This is a genomic window from Janthinobacterium sp. P210006 (genome assembly GCF_036231885.1).
GTDB classification, from domain to species: domain Bacteria; phylum Pseudomonadota; class Gammaproteobacteria; order Burkholderiales; family Burkholderiaceae_D; genus Janthinobacterium; species Janthinobacterium violaceinigrum.
On sequence record NZ_JAZARD010000003.1, the window covers coordinates 1,180,941 to 1,202,587 of the forward strand.

Annotated in this window: 19 protein-coding genes and 2 tRNA genes; 13 read left to right on the top strand and 8 right to left on the bottom strand. The window is 65.1% G+C overall.

Annotation, left to right across the window (positions count from 1 at the left end; all coding sequences use genetic code 11):
* Nucleotides 1-98 precede the first annotated feature (98 nt).
* The 5 genes from VPH41_RS19375 to VPH41_RS19395 all read left to right on the top strand — a co-directional run bounded on the left by VPH41_RS19375 (nt 99) and on the right by VPH41_RS19395 (nt 3,122).
* Nucleotides 99-174: transfer RNA gene (locus tag VPH41_RS19375), tRNA-Lys, on the top strand.
* A 69-nt stretch (nt 175-243) separates the two neighbouring features.
* A tRNA-Lys gene (locus VPH41_RS19380) sits at nt 244-319 on the top strand.
* A 233-nt stretch (nt 320-552) separates the two neighbouring features.
* The gene (locus VPH41_RS19385; protein WP_328571176.1) at nt 553-1,653 is read left to right on the top strand and encodes an alkene reductase; all 1,101 of its coding nucleotides are present in this window, start codon (nt 553-555) and stop codon (nt 1,651-1,653) included.
* 15 nt (nt 1,654-1,668) lie between these two features.
* Nucleotides 1,669-2,157 (top strand): nuclear transport factor 2 family protein, encoded by a 489-nt coding sequence (locus VPH41_RS19390; protein WP_328571177.1) that lies wholly within the window; start codon nt 1,669-1,671, stop codon nt 2,155-2,157.
* Entirely contained in the window at nt 2,154-3,122 is a 969-nt protein-coding gene (locus VPH41_RS19395) for an LLM class oxidoreductase (protein ID WP_328571178.1), read from the top strand. The genes VPH41_RS19390 and VPH41_RS19395 overlap by 4 nt, the downstream gene beginning before the upstream one ends.
* Nucleotides 3,123-3,128: 6 nt before the next feature.
* On the opposite strand, the gene VPH41_RS19400 is transcribed toward VPH41_RS19395, so the two are convergent.
* Both VPH41_RS19400 and VPH41_RS19405 read right to left on the bottom strand, forming a co-directional pair.
* Nucleotides 3,129-4,055, bottom strand: a complete 927-nt coding sequence (locus VPH41_RS19400) for a LysR family transcriptional regulator (RefSeq protein ID WP_328571179.1) — start codon at nt 4,053-4,055, stop codon at nt 3,129-3,131.
* 101 nt (nt 4,056-4,156) lie between these two features.
* A complete protein-coding gene (locus tag VPH41_RS19405) occupies nt 4,157-4,936 on the bottom strand; it encodes an AraC family transcriptional regulator (protein ID WP_442906292.1) in 780 nt (259 codons plus the stop codon).
* Nucleotides 4,937-5,002: 66 nt separating this feature from the next.
* On the opposite strand from VPH41_RS19405, the gene VPH41_RS19410 reads away from it, so the two are divergent.
* Both VPH41_RS19410 and VPH41_RS19415 read left to right on the top strand, forming a co-directional pair.
* A complete protein-coding gene (locus VPH41_RS19410) occupies nt 5,003-5,260 on the top strand; it encodes a hypothetical protein (protein ID WP_099664983.1) in 258 nt (85 codons plus the stop codon).
* A 67-nt stretch (nt 5,261-5,327) separates the two neighbouring features.
* Entirely contained in the window at nt 5,328-5,936 is a 609-nt protein-coding gene (locus VPH41_RS19415; RefSeq protein ID WP_328571180.1) for an IMPACT family protein, read from the top strand.
* A gap of 265 nt (nt 5,937-6,201) precedes the next feature.
* Here VPH41_RS19415 and VPH41_RS19420 read toward each other — a convergent pair whose 3' ends face one another.
* The 3 genes from VPH41_RS19420 to VPH41_RS19430 are packed head-to-tail and all read right to left on the bottom strand — an operon-like array spanning nt 6,202 to nt 7,615.
* Complete coding sequence (locus tag VPH41_RS19420) at nt 6,202-6,807, bottom strand: hypothetical protein (protein ID WP_328571181.1); 606 nt, start codon at nt 6,805-6,807, stop codon at nt 6,202-6,204.
* 30 nt (nt 6,808-6,837) lie between these two features.
* Nucleotides 6,838-7,227: a hypothetical protein gene (locus tag VPH41_RS19425; RefSeq protein WP_287777967.1), complete on the bottom strand. Its 390-nt coding sequence runs from the start codon at nt 7,225-7,227 to the stop codon at nt 6,838-6,840.
* Nucleotides 7,228-7,237: 10 nt separating this feature from the next.
* Nucleotides 7,238-7,615 (bottom strand): nuclear transport factor 2 family protein, encoded by a 378-nt coding sequence (locus VPH41_RS19430; RefSeq protein ID WP_328571182.1) that lies wholly within the window; start codon nt 7,613-7,615, stop codon nt 7,238-7,240.
* Between the two features lie 262 nt (nt 7,616-7,877).
* Between VPH41_RS19430 and VPH41_RS19435 the strand changes: the two genes are divergently transcribed.
* From VPH41_RS19435 to VPH41_RS19460, 6 genes are all read left to right on the top strand, one after another.
* On the top strand, nt 7,878-9,278 hold the full coding sequence (locus VPH41_RS19435; RefSeq protein ID WP_328571183.1) for an L-cystine transporter: 1,401 nt from the start codon (nt 7,878-7,880) through the stop codon (nt 9,276-9,278).
* Between the two features lie 86 nt (nt 9,279-9,364).
* Nucleotides 9,365-10,129: a histidine phosphatase family protein gene (locus VPH41_RS19440; protein WP_328571184.1), complete on the top strand. Its 765-nt coding sequence runs from the start codon at nt 9,365-9,367 to the stop codon at nt 10,127-10,129.
* 33 nt (nt 10,130-10,162) lie between these two features.
* On the top strand, nt 10,163-11,053 hold the full coding sequence (locus VPH41_RS19445; protein ID WP_328571185.1) for an NAD(P)H-hydrate dehydratase: 891 nt from the start codon (nt 10,163-10,165) through the stop codon (nt 11,051-11,053).
* A gap of 112 nt (nt 11,054-11,165) precedes the next feature.
* Nucleotides 11,166-13,667: a TonB-dependent receptor plug domain-containing protein gene (locus VPH41_RS19450; protein ID WP_328571186.1), complete on the top strand. Its 2,502-nt coding sequence runs from the start codon at nt 11,166-11,168 to the stop codon at nt 13,665-13,667.
* A 16-nt stretch (nt 13,668-13,683) separates the two neighbouring features.
* Nucleotides 13,684-14,619, top strand: coding sequence for an SAM hydrolase/SAM-dependent halogenase family protein (locus tag VPH41_RS19455; RefSeq protein ID WP_328571187.1), 936 nt, complete (start codon nt 13,684-13,686; stop codon nt 14,617-14,619).
* A gap of 259 nt (nt 14,620-14,878) precedes the next feature.
* The gene (locus VPH41_RS19460) at nt 14,879-15,217 is read left to right on the top strand and encodes a hypothetical protein (protein WP_328571188.1); all 339 of its coding nucleotides are present in this window, start codon (nt 14,879-14,881) and stop codon (nt 15,215-15,217) included.
* 488 nt (nt 15,218-15,705) lie between these two features.
* Here VPH41_RS19460 and VPH41_RS19465 read toward each other — a convergent pair whose 3' ends face one another.
* From VPH41_RS19465 to VPH41_RS19475, 3 genes are all read right to left on the bottom strand, one after another.
* Nucleotides 15,706-18,765: an efflux RND transporter permease subunit gene (locus VPH41_RS19465; RefSeq protein ID WP_328571189.1), complete on the bottom strand. Its 3,060-nt coding sequence runs from the start codon at nt 18,763-18,765 to the stop codon at nt 15,706-15,708.
* 9 nt (nt 18,766-18,774) lie between these two features.
* Nucleotides 18,775-19,953 (bottom strand): efflux RND transporter periplasmic adaptor subunit, encoded by a 1,179-nt coding sequence (locus VPH41_RS19470; protein WP_328571190.1) that lies wholly within the window; start codon nt 19,951-19,953, stop codon nt 18,775-18,777.
* 64 nt (nt 19,954-20,017) lie between these two features.
* Entirely contained in the window at nt 20,018-21,523 is a 1,506-nt protein-coding gene (locus tag VPH41_RS19475; RefSeq protein WP_328571191.1) for an efflux transporter outer membrane subunit, read from the bottom strand.
* Between the last annotated feature and the right edge of the window lie 124 nt (nt 21,524-21,647).

Consider the following 21,647-nt stretch of genomic DNA (forward strand, 5'->3'; position numbering starts at 1 on the left):
TATTAGTCCGCGTATGCCTGCCATGCAAGGCTTTTTTCCACCCATGTCCCGTCCAGCCCTTCCCAAAACCGCCGTTGGCCGTCATAATAGCCGCCCTTGGGTCGTTAGCTCAGCTGGTAGAGCAGCGGACTTTTAATCCGTTGGTCGCAGGTTCGAATCCCGCACGGCCTACCAAGATTCAGTCGTCAGCATGGCAAGCATGTTGATACGGCACAGCGTTACCGCAGTTGTTGTAAAGTTTTTGGGTCGTTAGCTCAGCTGGTAGAGCAGCGGACTTTTAATCCGTTGGTCGCAGGTTCGAATCCCGCACGGCCTACCAAATACTTCAGAAAAGCCAACCGTTCGCGGTTGGCTTTTTTGTTTTCCAGCCTTCCCCTTCCCATCGCTTCCTGATTCAATCCTCATAGGATCGAGTCCATGGAATCAAACCCAGATTATCTTTTCAAAGTTCATAAATACAATGGATGGCATGGCGGCACAGGCAAGGCCTGCGCCCGCATCACGCATCACGCATCACGCATCACGCATCGTATTTGACCGAAAGGACTGGCCATGAAAAAACTCTACACCCCGTATGACCTGGCAGGACTGACCCTGCCCAACCGCATCGTCATGGCGCCCATGACGCGTTCGCGCGCCACGGATGGCGTACCGGACGCGCAGACGGCCCTGTACTACGCCCAACGCGCATCTGCCGGACTGATCATCAGCGAAGGCATCCCCGTCAGCCGCGAAGGCACGGGCTTTCTGTTCGTGCCCGGCCTGTACACGGATGCGCAGCAGGCAGGCTGGCGCCAGGTGTGCGACGCCGTGCATGCACAGGGCGGGCGCATCTTTGCCCAGCTGTGGCATGTGGGCCGCCTGTCGCATACGTCGCTGCAGGCCGGTGGCGCGGCGCCCGTGTCGTCCGTGGCGCGCCGCGCGGACAACTCGCCCGCGTTTGCCTGGGTGTCGCCAGGTGTGGCCGGACAGGTACCCGCCAGCGCGCCGCGCGCCTTGGACGCCGCCGACATCCCCCGCGTCATCGAGGACTTCGTGCTGGCCGCGCGGCGCGCCATGGCCGCCGGTTTCGATGGCATCGAACTGCATGGCGCGAACGGCTACCTGTTCGAGCAATTCATCAACGGCGCCCTCAACACGCGCGACGACGCGTATGGCGGCACGATCGCCAACCGTCTGCGCTTGATCCTCGACACCATCGACGCCCTGATTGCGGAAGTGGGCGCACGGCGCGTCGGCGTGCGCATCTCGCCGTTCGGCCGCCTGTACGACATGCAGCCGTTCGACGACGAGGCGGCCATCTGGCTGGCCCTGGCCGAAGCGCTCAACGCACGCAGCCTCGCCTACGTGCACACGAGCGACCAGCTGACCCTGGGGCAGACGCCGATACCCGCCGGCTTCGCGGCCGACTTCCGCCGCGCCTACCGCGGCACCCTGATCTCGGCGGGCGGCTTCGACGAGGACAGCGCGGAAGCGGCGCTGCACGATGGCCGCATCGACCTGGCCGCCTTCGGCCGCCCGTTCATCGCCAACCCCGACCTGGTCGAGCGCCTGCGCCACGGCTGGCCGCTGGCGCAGGCCGAGCGCGCCACCTTCTACGGCCCGCACGGCGCGAACGGCTATACGGACTACCCCGCCTTTGCGGCGCAATAACTGAAAGGACACACGATGAACGTGCAAACACTGCTGGACCTGGAAGCCATCAAAAACCTGCGCATCCGCTACAGCCATTTATTGGACAGCAACCGCATCGCGGAACTGGCCGAACTGTTCGCGCCGGATGCCGTCTGCAACGCGGGACTGGGCGAATGGCGGGGCCGCAACGCCATCCGCGCCGGCCTGCAGCGGGCCTTCGACGACTACGACACGGAGCGCCACGGCAGCTACCCTTTCCTGCACGCCGTGACGAACCACTGGGTGGAATTGCTCGACGCCGACACGGCGCAGGGGCGCTGCTACCTGATCGACCTGCACACGCGCCAGCCGGAACAACGCGACCCGTGGATACTGCTCGGTGCATATGCGGACGAATACCGCCGCATCGACGGCCGCTGGCAGATCAGCCGCTCGCAGCTCGACATCGTCTGGCCCGCGCGCAATGGCGGCGGCGGCCAGCCCGGCGACGATCTGGAACTGCCCGCACGGGAGGCTGCATGACGGCGGCCGGAGCGCGCATGGACCTGGCGCAGCACGCCCCGTTCCGGCGCGTGTTCAGCCCGGGCAAGCTGACCTTCGGCCTGATCGCGCCGCTGGAAGCGTATCCCGGCAAGCCCGTGCCCACGCTGCAGGACCACGAACGCATGGCCAGGCTGGTCGACGATGCGGGCTTTGCCAGCATCTGGCTGCGCGACGTGCCCTTCCTCGACCCGGCCTTCGGCGACGCGGGGCAGGTATTCGATCCCTTCGTGTATGCGGGCTTCCTGGCCTCGGTCACCAAACGCATCGGCATCGGCACGGCCGGCATCGTGCTGCCCTTGCGCGATCCCGTCATCGTCGCCAAGCAGGCGGCCTCGGTGGATCAATTGAGCGGCGGACGCTTCCTGCTTGGCCTGTCGACGGGCGACCGCCCGGCCGAATACCCGGCCTTCGGCGCCGACTTCGACAATCGCGACGAACGCTACCGCGAAGCCTTCGCGCTGCTGCGCCAGCTGGGCGAACAAGACTTCCCCGCCGCCACTACGCAGCATTACGGCCGCCTGGACGGCACCCTGGACCTGCTGCCCAAACCCGTGCGCCGGCGCCTGCCCATGCTGGCGATCGGACGCTCGCGCCAGCCCATCGACTGGCTGGCGCGCAATGTCGATGCGTGGATCTGGTCCGTCGACGATGCTCAAGCGATCCAGGACATCCTGGCCAGCCTGCGCCACCATGCGGGCGAGCAGCCGCCGCCCGCGTATGGCTACGCCACCTTTTTCGACCTGGACAAGGACCCGGACGCGCCGCCGCGGCGCTTCTACAATGTGGTGCGCATCGGCCGCCATGCCCTGATCGAACGCTGGCAGGCGCAGCGCGAACTGGGCGTGCGCCACGTGGCGCTGAACATGAAGCCGTCGCAGCGCCCGGCCGAGGAAGTCATCGCGGAGATGGCCGAGCATGTGCTGCCCCTGTTTAACGCGGACTGAGGCCGCTCAGGCGGCGGGATGAAACACGGTATTCGGTGCGGCCGCCAGCGCCACCAGCGCATCGATGGCTGCACGCAGGCGGGGCTTCACATAGCGCGTGGCCGGCCACACGGCGTGAATCGGCATTTCGCCGCCCGCATGCTGCTCCAGCACGGGCACCAGCCGGCCCGACGCCAGGTCCGCATCGATCAGCCAGGTGGGCAGCTGGCACAGGCCGGCGCCCGCCAGGGTCGCCGCCAGCATCGCTTCGCCGTCGCGCAAGGCATGGCGCACGCGGATGGCCTGCTCGGTGGAGCTGCCGTCGGCCTCGCGCAGCAGCCAGACTGCTGGCCCTTGCCGACGCCAGCCCACGATGCAATCGTGGCGGGCCAGGTCGTCGCGCACCTGCGGCGTGCCGTAGCGCGCCAGGTAGGACGGGGCGGCGCAGATCAGCAGCCGCTGCGTGCCCAGCTGGCGCGCCACCAGGTCTGCGTCGTTGTTCAATGTTCCGATGCGCACGGCCAGGTCGATGCCCTCCTCGACCAGGTTGACGGTGCGGTCCGTAAACGTCACGGCCAGTTCGATGCCCGTGTGCTGTCCGGCCAGTGCCAGCAGAGTGGGCAGGATGTGGCGGCGGCCGAACGCGGCGGGCACGTCGACGCGCAGGCGTCCCGTGGGCACTTGCTGGCCGATGATCAGGCCATGCTCCGTCGCCTCCAGGTCGTCCAGCATCTGCACGCATATGTCGTAATACGTGCGCCCTTCCGGCGTCAGGGTCAGGCGGCGCGTGGTACGGTGCAGCAGCTTGGTGCCCAGGCGCGCTTCCAGCCGCGACACGCTCTTGCCCACGCCCGACGCCGTCACGCCTTGCGCGGCGGCGGCGGCGGCAAAACTGCCCAGCTTGACGGTCATGACGAAATCGTTGATGCCATCGAAACGGTCGTCATTGTGCATATATTATGGAATTCTGAGAATGAATTAGACGATTTTACGCCGATTACATGGCTGCAGTCTTCAACACGCTGGCGGGCGCGGCAGGCGTGGCGTGCCGCCCTTCACCCGGCCATGGCGCCATACCTGCCCGGCGTCACGCCCATCACGCGCCGGAACATGGCGATGAAGGCGCTGACGTTGCCGTAGCCCAGGTCCAGCGCGATCGTCGTGACGGGCTGGCCGGCGGCCAGCAGTTCCAGGGCGCGCAGGATGCGGGCGCGCTGGCGCCAGGCTGTTGGCGTAAAACCCGTCTCCACCGTGAAGCGGCGCGCCAGGGTGCGCGGCGACACGCCGGCCCAGGCGGCCAGCGCGTCCACGCCCCGCTCGTCGGCCAGGTCGTCGAGCACGGCGCGCGCCACGCGCAGCAGGCGCGGGTCCGTGGGGAGCGACAATCCGAACGGCTCGTGCGGCGCGGCGGCGATCTCGTCGAGGATCACGCCTGCCACCCGGGCCTGGCGCGCGTCCAGCGCACCGTCGTCCCATTCGCTGGCGCGGGCCACCGCCTCGCGCAGCAAGCCCGAGACGCGCATCACGCACGGCGCGGCAGGCAAGCTGGCGCAACTGGCCTCGTCCACATACACGCTCCAGCCCGCAAACGGGCCATGCGAACGCAGCGCATGGACGTGATGGGGCGGCATCCACACGCAGTGGCTGGCGGGCACCACCCACTGCCCGCGGTCGGCAGCCACGGAAAGCAGGCCCCGCTCGGCGCCGAACAGCTGGCCGCTGGCATGGCGGTGCGGCGGCGTCACCCGCTCCCGCGGCTGGGACATGCGCATGGCGCGCAGCGGCGCCAGCAGCATCGGCGGCAAGATTGGCGGATTTGACGTATCGATAGTCATAAACAACGCAGGCAAGACAATCCCGCCATCATACAGTGGAGTCTTTCCATTATTCAGGAGTACAGCATGCGTGCAGAAGACGTGTTACCGGATCAACAAAACCAGGGCCAGTTCAATGGCGTCACCGTGCGCAAGGGCACAGTAGGGGCGTTCCTGGCGAATGCCCGGCTGTGGCTGGACGACACGAGCAGCAGCGCCGAAAAGGCCATCGCCGAGCGCGACATCCTCGACGCCCTGCCCGCCCTGCACGCGCTGGGGCTGTTCGACATCGTGCAAGTGCGCGATGCCGCGCTGCGCGAGCTGGTATCGCCATCGGCCGCGTAGGCGGCACTGGCTCGTCGCGGGCGCGCATTTCCTCTATCATGCTGCTTTGCCCGCCTTCGCACCCGCCATGCCGTTTACCATTGCCGCCCCCGTCCACAGCGAACTGATCATCAAGAAAAGCCGTTTCATCGGCTGCGTGCAGCCGATGACGGACCGCGCCAGCGCGCAGCAGGTGGTCAACGACTTGAAGGCGCAGCATCCGGGCGCCTGCCATGTGTGCTGGGCGCTGCTGGCGGGCGGACAGTCGGCGGCCGTCGATGATGGCGAACCGAGCGGCACGGCCGGGCGCCCCATGCTCGACGTGCTGCGCCACCAGGACCTCGAAGGCGTGCTGGCCACCGTGGTGCGCTACTTTGGCGGCATCAAGCTGGGCGCGGGCGGCCTCGTGCGCGCCTACACGGACAGCGTGGCGCAGGCGCTCTTGCAGGCGGAAAAGACGGCCATCGTGCGCCAGTGTACCCTGCGCTGCACGGTGCCGTATGCGATGGAAGGCATGCTGCGCCGCGAACTCGAGGGCGCCGGCGCCACCTTGCTGAACGTGGCGCACGCCGACGCCGTGCTGTTCGACTTCAGCCTGCCGGAAACGGCGGCCACCGCCCTGCTGGCCCACCTGCATGAGGCGGGCAATGGACGGATACAGTGGCTGGACGCGCAGGAAGGCGATGACCAGCCATAGTCAACCGGTGCAGTCCGGCGGGCATGATGGATGGCGATAAGCGCCCCATAGAAGACCTATCTGCTTGTGCAGGAATACGCTGATCCACCACCACGGCGAAATCGCCTGCATTGCCGGGCATATAATTTCCGCAGTCCGGACAGATCAGATGCCCGCAGCGGCATGCCCGCCCGTCCACGCTGCATTGGCGTCCACCGCATCCATTCCACAAGAATACAGATGCCACCTGTATTTTTTCATGGCCTTGCCTTGAAAACCGCCATCGTCATGGATAGCGCTGCTCCTGATATCCATTCGCAAACACGTGGAGAATATTGGCCATCTGTCCGTCCACATAGCCGAACAGAATCTGATATCCGGTCGGGTTTTCCTGTCCATGCTCTTTCTGCCTGACCATGATGGAATGGAGGCGATCATCGTCATACCGGTAATCGTAGCTCCCTACACCAAATTTTCCGAAATTGATGTCCTGTGCGATGCGTGCCCCGTCAAGAAAACTGAGCATGACATTCCTCAAGCTCCCTCCCGCATTGAAGTGCACACTTTTCAGTTCGCCGCGCTCATGAAAATAGAAGCTCCTGTTGATGACGGCAGCAGACCCGCCATAGCTTTCCACCAAGATGACCCGGCCTTCCCCATCGAAATAGTAGACATGGGTATCTTTCAGCGCCGCGGGCAGCGACTTCAGCTCTTTTCCCGGCTTGAAGCCCGCCCTTTGGACTTCGAAAGGCCGGACGTTACATAACGGCCCTTTGCTGATCAGCGTTCGCGCCACGCGCAGTTTGACGGCATCCAAATACGTCGCCATGAAAAAGTCGGGTTTCGACGCTATCGCGTGGAATTGCTCGCCCAGTTTTTGGATTTCACTCATGCCACGCTCCCGCTACGCCCCTTTCAGCAATCAAGCCTTGCGCGGGCGCTTGATCTGCAACAAGATGAAGTGCGTCCAGGCCAGCGCCGGCAGTACCAGCAACAGCAGCATCAGTCCGGCCGGCATGTCCGGTACGAAACGCACGAAGCAGGCGAGAAAGCCGGCGATGGCCAGCCAGAAGCGCCAGTTGAACGCATACGCCTTGCGCGCCACCGTCGCCAGCGCGATGCGCCAGAATTCCAGCAAGGCCCACAGGCCGCCCGTCAGCAGCAGCGCGGCCAGGGCATTGGCGCCGGGGGCGTCGGCCCAGGTGCGCACCAGGTTGTACAACAGTACGGGATAGCCGGCCGTGATGGCCAGGGTGGCGGGGCCGGCGGCGATGACAGCTTCCAGCAGCTGCCCTTTGGAACGATGATCCACTCAATTACCCCTATGCCACGACGCCCGAATGGGCGGCGATCACTTGCAGCGCGCCGGCGCCATCCTGCGCCCATACGCGCGTAAAACGGAAGTCGCCATGCGTTTCCACGTCGTGATAGCTGCCCGTCAGCTGCATGCGCACGGAGACCACGGCCACGTGGCCCGTGATGCGCACATGGCGCTCGGAGGCGCGCAGCTCGGTGATCGTCAGCAAGCGCTGCTCGTGCGCGGCCAGGTCCGCATGCTTGCTCAGCAAGTGGCCCAGATGGTTGGTAAACAGCAAATCGTCAGCCAGCAAGACATTCAGTGCGGCCACGTCGGACGCCATCATGGCCAGGCGCAAGCGCTCTTCCGCATCGAGCACTTGTACTTCCGTTAAAGCATTCATCTTTTTCCTTATTAAAATAACGCGCGCATCTTAGCAAACGGAAAACCATGCTGGCACGAAATAGCCAAATTCACAATCATCCAGAAGGCTTATGCCTGTGGAGCATATTCATATAGCGTAATATTCGCAGCAGCATTGCGCAGAACGCCCCCATAGTACTGTACAGTGCTTGCCCTTTCGCCCCAGGCTGGGGCAGCTGTTACTTGTAGTAAAGTTCTCATGCTCTCTGCAGTCTCGAATAAAACCAAGATAAGGCCCCCACATGGCAATTAACATCATTCTGAACCTGCTCGTTGCGCTGATCGTCTTCGCCTTCATGTTCCACCAGCAGCGCAAGCACGCCACGTTCACCGTGCGCGTCTTCACGGGCCTGGGCCTGGGCGTGCTGCTGGGCGCGGCCGCGCAAGCGCTGTATGGCGCCGGTTCGCCCGTCATCGCCGGCACCAATGAATACATCGACATCGTCGGCAGCGGCTATGTGAAATTGCTGCAAATGATCATCATGCCGCTGATCATGGTCTCCATCATTTCCGCCATCCTGAAACTCAAGGATGCGAGTTCCCTGGGCAAGATCAGCGCGCTGACCATCGGCACCCTGCTCATCACCACCACCATCGCTGCCGCGCTGGGCATCCTGATGGCCAAGCTGTTCGGCCTGACGGCTGTCGGCCTGACGTCGAGCGCCGCCGAAGTGGCGCGCGGCGTGCAGCTGCAAGGCTCGCTGGAAACGGCGAAGGCCCTGTCCTTGCCGAAACTGCTGGTCAGCTTCGTGCCGACCAACCCCTTCCTCGACATGACGGGCGCGCGCAAGACGTCGACCATCGCCGTGGTGGTGTTCTCCATCTTCATCGGCATCTCCGCCACGGGCATCGCGGTGAAAAAGCCGGAAATCTTCGCTTCCTTCGAAAACTTCATGAAAGTGGCGCACGCCATCGTCATGCGCATGGTCACCCTGGTGCTGCGCCTGACGCCGTACGGCGTGTTCGCGCTGATGTTTGAAGTGGTGGCCTCGTCCAGCTACACGGACATCTTGAAACTGATCAACTTCGTCGTCGCCTCGTACAGCGCGCTGATATTGATGTTCCTCGTGCACCTGGCCATCATCGCCGGCGTGGGCCTGAACCCGCTGCGCTTCGTGAAAAAAGTCTTCCCCGTGCTGGCCTTCGCGTTCACCTCGCGCACCAGCGCCGGTTCGATCCCGATGAGCGTGCAGACGCAAACCCAGCGCCTGGGTACGCCGGAAGGCATTGCCAATTTCGCCGCCTCGTTCGGTTCGACCATCGGCCAGAACGGCTGCGCCGGCATTTATCCCGCCATGCTGGCCGTCATGATCGCTCCCACCGTCGGCGTCGATCCATTTACGATCAGCTTCCTGCTGCCATTGCTGGCCATCATCACCATCGGTTCCGTCGGCGTGGCCGGCGTGGGCGGCGGCGCCACGTTTGCCGCCCTGATCGTGCTGTCGGCAATGGACTTGCCTGTCGCCCTGGCCGGCTTGCTGATTTCCGTCGAACCGCTGATCGACATGGGCCGCACGGCCCTGAACGTGAGCGGCTCGATTACGGCCGGTACCGTCACCAGCCGGGTCATGGGGCAGACCGACCTGGCCGTCTACAACAGCGACGACGCGCCCGACCTGGACGAGGCCGAGCACGCCGCCTGAGGCTAGCGGCAAGAACAGCGGCGCGCCGCGCCTTGCCGCTTTCGTCTATATTGATCCGCAATCAATACGGAGGAAGGCGCGAGGCGATGGAACAGAAATGGCCGCAGCAAATCTGGATCGTGCGTCACGGCCAAAGCGCCGGCAACGTGGCGCGCGATGCTGCCGAAGCGGAACAACAGCTGTCGATCGCCATCGCCGAGCGCGATGTCGATGTCCCCCTCTCCAGCCTGGGCGCGCGCCAGGCGCAGGCGCTGGGCGACTGGTTCGCCACCCTCCCCCCTGAACAACAACCAACCGTCGTGCTGTACTCGCCCTACGTGCGGGCGCAGCAGACGGCGCAAGCCGTGCTGGCACGCATCGATGCGGACAGCTTGAACTCCGTGGTGGCGGACGAGCGCCTGCGCGAAAAGGAATTCGGCATCCTCGACCGCCTGACCGCACGCGGCATCGCCAGCAAGTACCCGGAACTGCACGAGCAGCGCCAGCACGTGGGCAAGTTTTACTTCCGTCCTCCCGGCGGCGAAAGCTGGTGCGACGTCATCCTGCGCCTGCGCAGCGTGCTCGACACCATCACCCGCGAATACCGGGGCGAACGGGTACTGATCGTCGGCCACCAGGTCATCGTCAACTGCTTGCGCTACCTGCTGGAACGCTGCGACGAGCAAGCCATCCTGGCCATCGACAAGGCGGCCGACGTGCCCAACTGCGGCATCACCTCGTATGCCTTCAATCCCGCCCTGGGCAGGCACGGCAAGCTGCAGCTGGACCTGTGCAACTTCGTCGCCCCGCTGGAAGCGGCCGGCACCCCCGTCACGGCCCAGCCCGACATGCCGGCCGCACCCAAGTCCTGACCCCGGGCCGAACCCATCATCAAGAGGTGCCCCATGCCCGCCACGCAAATCACGCCTTCCCTGCTGCGTTCCTGGCCCCTGCCCATGCCCCGGCCCGACGGCGACAAGGACGTGCGCGGCCATCTGCTGATCGTCGCCGGCTCGGCGGAAATGCCGGGCGCCATCATACTGGCCGCCACGGCCGCCCTGCGGGCGGGCACGGGCAAGCTGACCCTGGCGACGGGCGCGTCGGTGGCAACGCAGGTAGCGATCGCCATGCCCGAGGCGCGGGTCATCGGCCTCGATGAAACGGCGCTGGGCGGCTTCCGGCACGAAGCGCAGTACCAGCTGGCGCCGCTGGCGGGCAAGGTGGACGCCGTACTCGTGGGGCCAGGCATGTGCGACACGGCAGCCAGCTGCGAGCTGATGCGCCACCTGCTGCCCCTGTTTGCCGGCAGCCGCATGATCCTCGACGCCGGCGCCATGCAGGTCGTGCGCAAGCCGGCACAGCTGCGCTCGCCTTTCACCTTCAATCAACCCGTGCTGCTGACGCCGCATGCGGGCGAACTGGCGCAGCTGATGGGCTTGTCGAAAGACGCCGTGCTGGCCGACCCGCATGGCTGCGCCGTGGCAGCGGCGCAGCGCTGGCATGCCATCGTCGCCCTGAAGGGCGCGCTGAGCGTGCTCGCCATGCCCGACGGCAGCACCTGGACGCATGCGGGCGGGAACGTGGGACTGGCCATTTCCGGTTCGGGCGACACCCTGGCCGGCATCATCGCGGGCCTGGCCGCGCGCGGCGCCCCGCTGGAGCAAGCGTGCGCCTGGGGCATCGCCGTGCATGCGCTGGCGGGCGACCAGCTGGCACTGCGCTTCGGCGTGCTCGGCTACCTGGCGCGCGAAATCCCGGCCGAGATTCCAGCCCTGCTGCGTCACCTGGCGGCGTAAAAACAACAGCATAAGCATATCCAGAAAGAATCGTTAGCGCGCACCGCCACCTCCCTTAAGCTCATTGCAACTGTTTCCACACCGACACTAATCGAGCCCAAAGGACACCGCCTTGCACCCGCGCCATTTTCCAGCACCACCCGCCATTCCCGCCACGCCGCTGCGCGCCATCGTGCTTGCCTGTGCCATGCTGGGCGCACCCGCCGCCTGGGCCCAGGAGGCACAGACGGCCGCCAGCACTGACACGGCCACCGCCAGCATCGACCAGGTCACCGTCGTCGGCTCGCGCGCGCGCAACCGCACCGTCTTCGACAGCAGCGTGCCCATCGACCGTTTCGGCGCGCGCGAAGTGAGCAATGCGCTGTCGACTGGTGACGTGGGCGCGGCCCTGCAAAACCTGTCGCCCTCGATCAACTTCCCCCGCATCGAATCGAGCGGCGCGTCGGACTCCGTGCGCGGCATCCAGCTGCGGGGACTGGCGCCGGACCAGGTGCTGGTGCTGATCAACGGCAAGCGCCGCCACACGAGCGCCGTGCTCGACACGGAAAGCAGCTTTGCCGGCACGGTGCCGGTGGACATCAATGCGATACCGCCCAACGCCATCGATCACATCGAAATCCTGCGCGACGGCGCCGGCGCCCAGTACGGCAGCGACGCCGTGGCGGGCGTCATCAACATCGTGCTGAAAAAAGCGCGCACGGGCGGCTCGGCTGCCGTCAGCTATGGCGCCAACCACACGCATTTCGAGCCCACCGATCGCACCCTGACGGATGGCCAGACCGTCATCGTCAACGCCGACTATGGCGTGCCGCTGGGCGAGGCGGGCTACTTCCGCTTCGGCGCGGAAACGCGGCGCCGTTCGCCCACGGAACGGGCCGGCCCCAGCGACGCGGGCTGGACGTCCTACAACTTCACGCCAGCCGACCAGGCGCTCGATGGCAAGGTGGTGTTCAAGTCAGGCGACTCGCGCCAGCGCAACAACTATTTGTTCTACAACACCCAGCTCACGCTTGATAACGGCCTGGACCTGTACTCGTTTGCCACCCTGAACGAACGCGCATCGGACGGCAGCGCCTACTTCCGCTATCCGGGCGACCCGTCAAACGTAGCGGCCCTGTATCCGAACGGCTACCGCCCCGTCACCAATGGCGACAAGCGCGACCTCAGCATCGTGGCCGGCGTGCGCGGCAGCGCGGGCGAGTGGAACTGGGACGCCAGCGCGCGCCACGGCAGCGATCGTTTTGACTACGGCGTCAGCCACTCCGTCAACGCCTCGCTGGGCGCGGCCAGCCCCACGCGCTTCAGCCTGGCTGGCTTCGATTTCCGCCAGAACGCCCTGAACGCCGATGCCACGCGCAGCCTCGACCTGGGCTTGCCCGCCCCCTTGAGCGTGGCCGTGGGCGCCGAATGGATGCGCGAAACCTACACCAGCTCGGCCGGCGACCCCGCTTCATATGCGGCCGGCAGCTTTACGGATGCGCCACCGGGCGCGCAGGCGGGACCGGGCTTGCGCCCATCGGACGCCTACGACGGCAGCCGGCAGATCCGCTCCGTGTATGCGGACGTGGAAAGCGATCTCACGCCGCGCCTGCTGGTGGGCGCCGCCGCCCGCTATTCCCACTACAGCGACTTCGGCAGCGCCAGCACGGGCAAGCTGTCCACGCGCTACAAGGTGACGGAAAATGTCCTCGTGCGGGGTTCGCTGTCGAACAGCTTCCGCGCACCGGCCCTCGTGCAGACGGGCTTCCGCTTCGCCACCCTGAATTTCAACGCCGATGGCACGGCCCTGCAAACGTCGGCCCTGCTGCCGGCCAGCGACCCGCTGGCGCGCAGCTTTGGCGCGCAGCAGCTGAAACCGGAAAAGTCGACCAACGTATCGCTGGGCCTGGCCTGGAAACCGGCCGCCGCCACCAGCGTGACGGTGGACGCCTACGTGATCCGCATCCGCGACCGCATCACGCGCTCCAGCGACTTGCAAAGCGACGCCGTCACCGCCTACCTGGCCGCCAATGGCCGTAGCGACATCCAGTCCGTGGCCTACCTGGCCAACCTGCTCGACACGCGCACAAAAGGCCTGGACGTGGTGCTCAATCACGATCTGGCATTCGCTACAGGCAAGCTGAACCTGAACGCGGCGCTCAACCTGAACAAGACAACGCTCGACAAGGTGCGCCAGAGTTCTGCCGCGCTGGCCAACATCGATCCCAGTTTGAGCCTGCTGACGGAGACGGGTTTGTTCCGCATCAAACATGCGTCACCCACCAGCAAATTGATCCTGGGCGCCGACTGGCAGGCGGCAGGCTGGGGCGTGCAAGCGCGCGCCACGCGCTTTGGCGAGCTGAAAGATTTTTCGTACGACAGCGATGCGCCCCTGATCGACGGCATCCCTGCTCAGCGCTTCGGCGCCGTCTGGTCGCTGGACCTGGAAGGTCAATTGAAACTGAGCAAGCAACTGACCTTGAGCGTTGGCGGCAACAATATCCTCGACCGCTATCCGCAGCGCATGCGGGAAACGAACAACGCCACCTATGGCGGCGCCCTGCCCTACAATTTCATCAACCCCATCGGCGTCAATGGCGCGTACTTTTACGCCAAGCTGAGCTACACCTTCTAGAACACGGAAAGAGCATATGATCATCAACCGAATTTCTCACCTCGTCTCCCACCTCGTCGCCGGCGCCAGCCTGAGCGCCCTCCTGCTGTCCAGCGCCCAGGCTGCCGCGCCGCTGGTGCTGATGACGGACTTCGGCACGGCCGACGGCGCCGTATCCGCCATGCATGGCGTGGCTTATGGCGTCGACCCGCAGCTGACCATCTCGGACCTCACGCACCAGATTCCCGACTACGACATCTGGCTGGGCGCCTACCGTTTGTACCAGACGGCCAATTACTGGCCGCAAGGCACGGTGTTCGTTTCCGTCATCGACCCGGGCGTGGGCACCAACCGCAAGTCCGTGGTGCTGAAAACCAAGGGCGGACGCTACTTCGTGGGGCCGGACAATGGCCTGTTCACCCTGATCGCCGAACGCGACGGCGTGGCCGAACTGCGCGAAATCGATGAAAAGGTCAACCGCCTGGCCGGCTCCGCCGAGTCCTACACCTTCCATGGCCGCGACGTGTACGCGTACGTGGGCGCGCGCCTGGCCTCGGGCGCCATCAGCTATGAACAGGTGGGCCCACAATTGCCGAGCGAATCCGTCGTCAAGATTGCGTATCAAAAACCTGTGCGCGATGGCAATACCATCCGCGGCATCGTGCCCGTGCTCGACGTCAAGTATGGCAATGTGTGGACGAATATCCCGAAATCCCTGCTCGACGAATTGCAGGTGAAACTGCACGATCCGCTGCAAGTGCGCATTTTGCACAAGGGTAAGCAAGTGGCCAAGGTCACGGCGCCATTCGAGCACACGTTTGGCGGCGTCGCCAAGGGCAAGCCGCTGGTCTACCTGAACAGCCTGCTCGATGTCGCCGTGGCCATCAGCCAGGGTGACTTTGCCGCCAAACACCATGTCGCCTCGGGCGTGGATTGGGAAGTGGAAGTGAGCAAGGCCCCTGCCGCCAAATAAACCGTCGCCTGCGGCCAGGACGCCCTGTCCTGGCCCATTCTCTCCCGTTCACGTGGCGCGCTTGCGCCATGTCAAAGCGGATCGCCGCTCCTCCCGCCGATGGCCGCTGATTTGTAAATCCGGTGAACCTGCGCGCCCCTGCCTACTCTAATTTTTGCAAGCGATGCCAGCCTTGCTACGACGGCCTGCCCGCACGGTGGCAAACGACCTGGCGAGGTACGATCACCCACGACAGCTTTCCAACGAGAAAGGAACAATCATGACGGCTCCACTTCCTAGCACCAGCAAGCTTGTCCTCGGCACCGCCATCGTGTGCGCGCTGCTGGCCGGCTGCAACAAGCACAACGAATCCACCAACGCCGCCCCGCCAGCCACGCCCGCGACACCCGCCGCCACGCCAAGCACGAACGGCAGCGGCACCTCGGGCACCAGCGGCACGACCACGCCGGACGCCACTGCGCCTGCCACCCCATCCGTTGCACCGGGCACCAATCCCGACGGCACGACCATGCCGCCGGCCACCCCGCCTGGCACTACGCCTGGCACCGGGACCGGGACCGGGACCGGCACCACCACGCCACCGCCGCGCAGCAGCTAAAAGCCCCGACCGCTTCGCCCCGGCAGCGGACCGCGCATGCCGTCCTGGCGTGCCGTATTGCATGCCATATTTGCTGCCGTATTTGCTTGCGCTATTTTTCATCCCGTATTTGCCTGCTGTATTTAGCTGCTGTATTTAGCTGCTGTATTTAGCTGCTTTCTTTACCTGCGGGATCAACGCAGTACCAAGTAATCCTCAGGAAATTATTGTGAAGTCATGACGAACAAAGCCGGATGCCATGCAAGGCGCCCGCTGCGACGCGGTGCAAGCACTGCTAGCAGTGGGCAACGCCGCAGAGCGCCGGTTATGAAAGTCAGAAATCACCATAATTTATTGGGGCTTACTTGGCACGCGGTACGGGCAGATGGCATTGGCGCGACGCAGAAAGAGAGCCTTCCCGCGAAGGCTCTCTTCGCATCCCCGCTCTGCTACGGCGCATTGCAGCATTGCGCCCTTGATCCGGCAACCATGATTTCGCCGACGCTGCCTCAATGGGCGGGCACGGCTTTGCCAGCTTCGCGCGCGCTGAGCGCCTGGTGGTCCGCCGCCAGGAACAGGTACATGGCCGGCACCACGAACAGGGTAAACAGGGTGCCGATGGACAGGCCCGTGAAAATCACCAGCCCCATCGCATGGCGCCCGGCCGCGCCCGCGCCCGAAGCGATCACCAGGGGCAGCACGCCGAACACCATGGCCGCCGTCGTCATCAGGATGGGACGCAGGCGCACGGCGGCGGCCGCTTCGACGGCTTCGCGCTTGCTCTTGCCCGTCTTTTGCAGCTGATTGGCCACTTCCACGATCAGGATGCCATGCTTGCTGATCAGTCCCATCAAGGTCACCAGGCCCACTTCCGTGTAGATGTTGATCGATGCAAAGCCGAGGAAGATGAACATGGTGGCGCCAAACAGGGCCAGCGGCACGGAAACGAGGATCACGACGGGATCGCGGAAGCTCTCGAACTGCGCCGCCAGCGCCAGGAAGACGATCACCACGGCAAACAGCATGGTAACGATGAAGCCGCCCGATTCCTGCACGAATTGGCGCGACTGCCCCGCATAATCGGCCGTGTAGCCGCTGGGAGCCACCTGGGACAGCGTGTCGCGCATGAAGCCCAGCACCTCGCCCTGCGAGGCGCCGGACACGCCGGACAGGGTGACGGAGTTCAGTTGCTGGAAGCGGTTGATCGACTCGGGCACGACATCGTACTGGATATGCGCCACCGTGCTGGCCGGTATCATCGTGCCGTCGGGTGTCTTGATATGGAAGTCCAGCACGGCCGAGGGATTCAGGCGGTCGACCTGCAGCACCTGCGGAATCACTTTATACGAGCGTCCCGCGATGGAGAAATAATTGACGTAGGCGCCGCCCAAGGCCGCCCCCAAGGCCGCCCCGACATCCTGCTGCGTCATGCCCAGCGCGGCAACGCTGTCGCGGTCGATCACGACGGTGGCTTGCGGCTTGTCGATCTTCAAGTCCGTGTCGATGAAATAGAACTTGCCCGACGAGCGCGCTTTCTCCAGCACCTGCTGCGCGATGGTATCGAGGTTTTCAAACGGTTCCGTGGTGGCGATGACGAATTGCACGGGCAAGCCAGAGGAACCCGGCAAGGCAGGAAACTGGAAGGCGGCCACGCGGGCGCCGGCAATCCTGTTCCAGCCCGCCTGCAAGTCTTGCTGCACTTGCTGGGCGTTGCGCGCGCGCTCGCCCCAGGGCGTCATCAGCATGCCGCCGAAACCCGAGTTGACGGTCGGCACGCCCGTGATCTGGAACATCTGGCTGTATTCGGGCATGGCCTTGGCCACCTGGTAGATCTGCTCGGCATACACTTGCATCTGGTCCGAGGTGGCCGTCGGGTCGCCCACCACCTGCGACAGCACGACGCCCTGGTCTTCCTCGGGCGCCAGTTCGGACTGCGACATCTTGAACATCAGCCCCAGCACCACCATCAGTATCGCCGCCATGACGATGAGCACCACCCAGGTATCGAGCAGCGCGTGCAGCAGCCGCTGGTAGGCGTCGTGCACCTTGCCGAAGACGCGGTCGATCGCTTGCACGAAGCGGCCGCTATCCTGCTCCGGGCGGAAAAAGCGCGAACACATCATGGGCGACAGGGTCAGGGCCACCACGCCCGACACGGCCACGGCGCCGGCCAGGGTGAAGGCGAACTCGGTAAACAATGCCCCCGTCAGCCCGCCCTGGAAACCGATGGGCACGTACACGGCGATCAGCACCACCGTCATGGCCAGGATGGGGCTGCCCAGCTCGCGCGCCGCCAGCAGGCTGGCCTCCAGCGGCGGCTGGCCCTGCTTCATGTGGCGGTCCACGTTTTCCACCACGATGATGGCGTCGTCGACCACCAGGCCGATGGCCAGCACGATGGCCAGCAAGGTCAGCAGGTTGATGGAATAACCGAGCGCCAGCATGGCGGTAAACGTGCCGATCAGGGATAGCGGCATGGCGATCACGGGCACGATCACGGCCCGCAGGCTGCCCAGGAACAGGTAGATGACGATGGTGACGATCAGCAGCGCCTCGACCAGGGTCTTGATGACTTCGCGGATGGACGTGTTGATGAAGAACGTGGAGTCGTACACGATTTCGCCCGTCAGCCCGGCCGGCAACTGGGACTGGATGTCCGGAAAGCTGGCGCGCACGCGCTTGGCCACGTCGAGGATATTGGCTTCGGGCGCCACCTTGATGCCGATGAAGACGGAGCGCACGCCGCTGAAGGCCACGTTGAAATCGTAGTTTTCCGAGCCCAGCACGACGGTGGCCAGGTCTTCCAGGCGCACGATGGAGTCGCCGCTGCGCTTGACGACGAGCTGCCTGAATTCCTCGACCGAATGCAGATCCGTGCCGGCCGTCAGGGGCACGGTCACCATCTGGCCCTTGCTGGACCCCAGCGCGGCCAGGTAATTGTTATTGCCCAGGGCGGTACTGACCTCGGCCGCCGTCACGCCGAACGCAGCCATCTTGTCCGCATCCAGCCACGCGCGCAGCGCGAACAGGCGCGCGCCCAGCAATTCCGCCGTCTGCACGCCGCTGATGGAATCGAGCTTGGGCTTGACCACGCGGCTCAGGTAATCCGTCACATTATTCGTCGGCAAGGTCTTGCTGTAAAAGCCCAGGTACATGGCGTCCGTCGTCTGTCCCATCTGCACCGTCAGCACGGGTGTCTGCGCCTGCACGGGCAACTGGTTTTTCACGGAACTGACCTGGGTATTGATTTCCGTCAAAGCCCGGTTCGCATCGTAATTGAGGCGCAGGGTGGCCGTGATGGTCGACACGCCGCTGCTGCTGGACGAAGACAGGTAATCGATGCCCTGCGCCTGGGCGATGGCCGATTCCAGCGGCTGCGTGATGAAACCGGCCACCGTCTGCGCATCGGCGCCGTAATAGGTGGTGGAGATCGTCACGACGGCGTTCTGCGTCTTCGGATACTGGTTGATGGGCAGGCTGAACAGGGAGCGCAAGCCCAGCACCACCAGCAGCAGGCTCACCACCATCGCCAGCACGGGCCGGCGGATAAAGAGATCGGTGAAGTTCATGGCGGCGCCTCAGTGTTCCTGCGGTGTGGGCTGCGGGTTGTTGCGCGGCTCGACGACGTTGCTGATCACCACGGGGCTGCCATTCTTGAGCTTGATCTGCCCGCTGGTGACGACCTGCTGCCCCTCGGACAAGCCCGTCAGCACGGCCACCTGGTCGCCACGCGTTTCGCCCGTGGTGACAAACACTTGCCGCACCACCAGCTCGCCCGCCTTGGGCGGCGGCGCGGCGGGGCCGGCGCTGCCCGGCGCGGCAGTCCTGGACGCCGGGACCGGCGCCGGATGCACGACGAAGACGGTGGAACCATACGGGTTGTAGGTGATCGCCGTCTGCGGCAAGGTCAGATACTGTTTCTTCGCGCCCACTTCCACGTGGACGTTGGCAAACATGCCCGGCAACAAACGCCGCTGGGGATTGGCCACCGTGGCCTCCACCTGCACATTGCGCGTGGCGGGGTCGACCTTGGAACTGATGGCGCTGACCTTGCCCGCAAACGCCGTGTCCGCATGCGCATCGCTGGACAGCTTCAGGGCTTGGCCCACTTGCAGGCCCCCCAGCTGCTTTTGCGGAATATAGAAGTCGACGTAGATGGGGTCGATGGTTTGCAGGGTGACGATCTTGTCGCCAGGATTCAGGTACTGGCCCGGATTGACGGTGCTGATGCCCAGTTTCCCCGCAAACGGCGCGCGGATGGTCTTCTTGTCCACCAGCGCCGCCTGCTGGGCGGCCAGCGCCTTGCGGCTTTTCACGTCGGCCAGGTCGCTGTCGATCTGCGCCTGGCTGATCGCCTGCACGGCAAACTGCTGGCGGTCGCGCGCCAGCACGGACGCGGCCAGTTCGGCGGCCGCCTCCAGCGCGCGCAGCTGCGCCAGGTCCGCGTCGGCATTGAGCTGCACCAGCACCTGCCCCGCCGTCACTTCCTGCCCGGACTTGAAATGGATGGACCTGACGAGGCCGGCGATTTCGCTCGTCACGTCGACGCCGCGCACAGCCACCAGGGTGCCCACCGACGCCAGGTGCGGCTGCCAGTCTGCCTTGCGGATGGTGGTCGCCGACACCGTCTGCGGTGCCGGCTTGGGCGAACTGGCCATGAGCTGGCGGATGTGCAGGAAAAAACCCAGCGCCAGCAGGGCAATCAACAGCACCACCGCCCCCAGCATGATGAGCATGCGTTTCGTGCGTTTCGTCATGGATGCGCTCCTTGTCATTGCCTGCTGCCCCTGCCGTGTTTCAAAACCCTGTATTGCAAACCCGTCAGTCCGTGCCTGCCGCCAGCGGCAAACTTGTTGCCGTGGAAACGGCCGGCAGCGCGGGGCGGTTCCACCAGCCGCCGCCCAGCGCCTGGAACAGCGCGGCGCTGTCCGCATGGCGGGCCGCCTGCGCCTGCACCAGGCCCACCCTGGCTTGCTGGTAGGTGCGCTGGGCATCGAGCAAACTCAGGTAGCTGATGGCGCCCAGCTTGAATTGCTGCGTACTCAGCGCCAGCGATTCGCTGGCCAGCGCCTCCACTTCCGCTTGCTGCTGCAATGCGGCCGCATCGGCCTCGAGGGCACGCAGGCTGTCCGCCACATTCTGGAAGGCGCCCAGCACGGTGGCGCGGTAATCGGCCGCCGCGCCCTCGTAGGCGGCGATGGCGGCACGCCGCCTGGCGCGCAGCGCGCCGCCATTGAACAGGGGCTGGGCCAGCCCCGCCGCCACGCCCCACACGGAGGAACCGCCGTGCAGCAGCGCGGGAAAGCTGGTGGCCAGCGCGCCCACATTGCCCGTCAGGGTAATTTGAGGGTACATGGCTGCCGTGGCGACGCCGATCTGCGCGCTGGCCTGCTGCAGCAACGCTTCGCTGGCGCGGATGTCGGGACGCTGGCGCACCAGCGCCGACGGCAGCGAGACGGGCAAGTCCTGCGGCAAGTGCAGCGACGCCAGGTCGAATTCAGGCAAGCCGGGTTCACTGGGCAGCCTGCCCGCATACACGGACAGCTGGTGGCGCGTCAGGGCCAGGGCTTTTTCCAGCGGCGGCACGCTGGCCCGCGTCTGCGCCACCGTGTTGCGCTGGAGTAGGACCGTGGCGCGGGGGATGGCGCCGAAGCGGAATTGCTGTTCGATCACGTCCAGCTGTTTCTGTTGCGCGTCGAGTATTTCACCGGTGGCTTGCAACTGCCCGCGCAGGGATGCGTCGCGTATGGCCGTCGTCACCAGGTTGCCCATCAGGGCCAGGTACACGGCTTCCAGCTGGTATTGCCGATAGTCGACAAGGGCTTGCAAGCCCTCCAGCTGGCGCTTGTTGCCGCCAAACACATCCAGGGCATACGACACATTTACCGAGGCATTGTACAAATTGAGCACGCCGCCCGCCCCTTCCAGGCGGCTGGTCTTTTCGCGGGTGACGCCCAGCTGGGCCCCCACTTCGGGAGTCAGCAGGCTGCCGGACAGGGCCCGGTAGTTTTCATCGGCCTGGCGCAGGGCCGCCTGGGCCGATGCCAGGCCGGGGCTGCGCGCGAGCGCATCGCGCACCAGCCGGTCCAGCGCCGGCGATTGAAACAGCGACCACCATTGCGCGGGAATATCCTGGCCGGGCACAAAGCGCTGCGCCTGGCCTGCGGGACCGGGCGCCGCCGCGGTTTGCGCCGGCAAGGGCGCCGGCGTGTAGCTGTCGCCGCCGCCAGGGGCAGCGGGACGGTGGAACTCCGGCCCGGCGGCGCAAGCGGCCAGCAGGCAGGCCATGAGGATGCCGAGACTGGGCTGCCGGATGCTGGAGGGCATGGTTCTTATCCGATACGTTGCAGTGCCACATCGCCGTTGAAAAATATCCCGAAAGTATCTCTGCACAGGCTGGCGACTGCGCCCACCCGTTCTACGATTGTAGAGCACCTGACGTAAAAAGAGC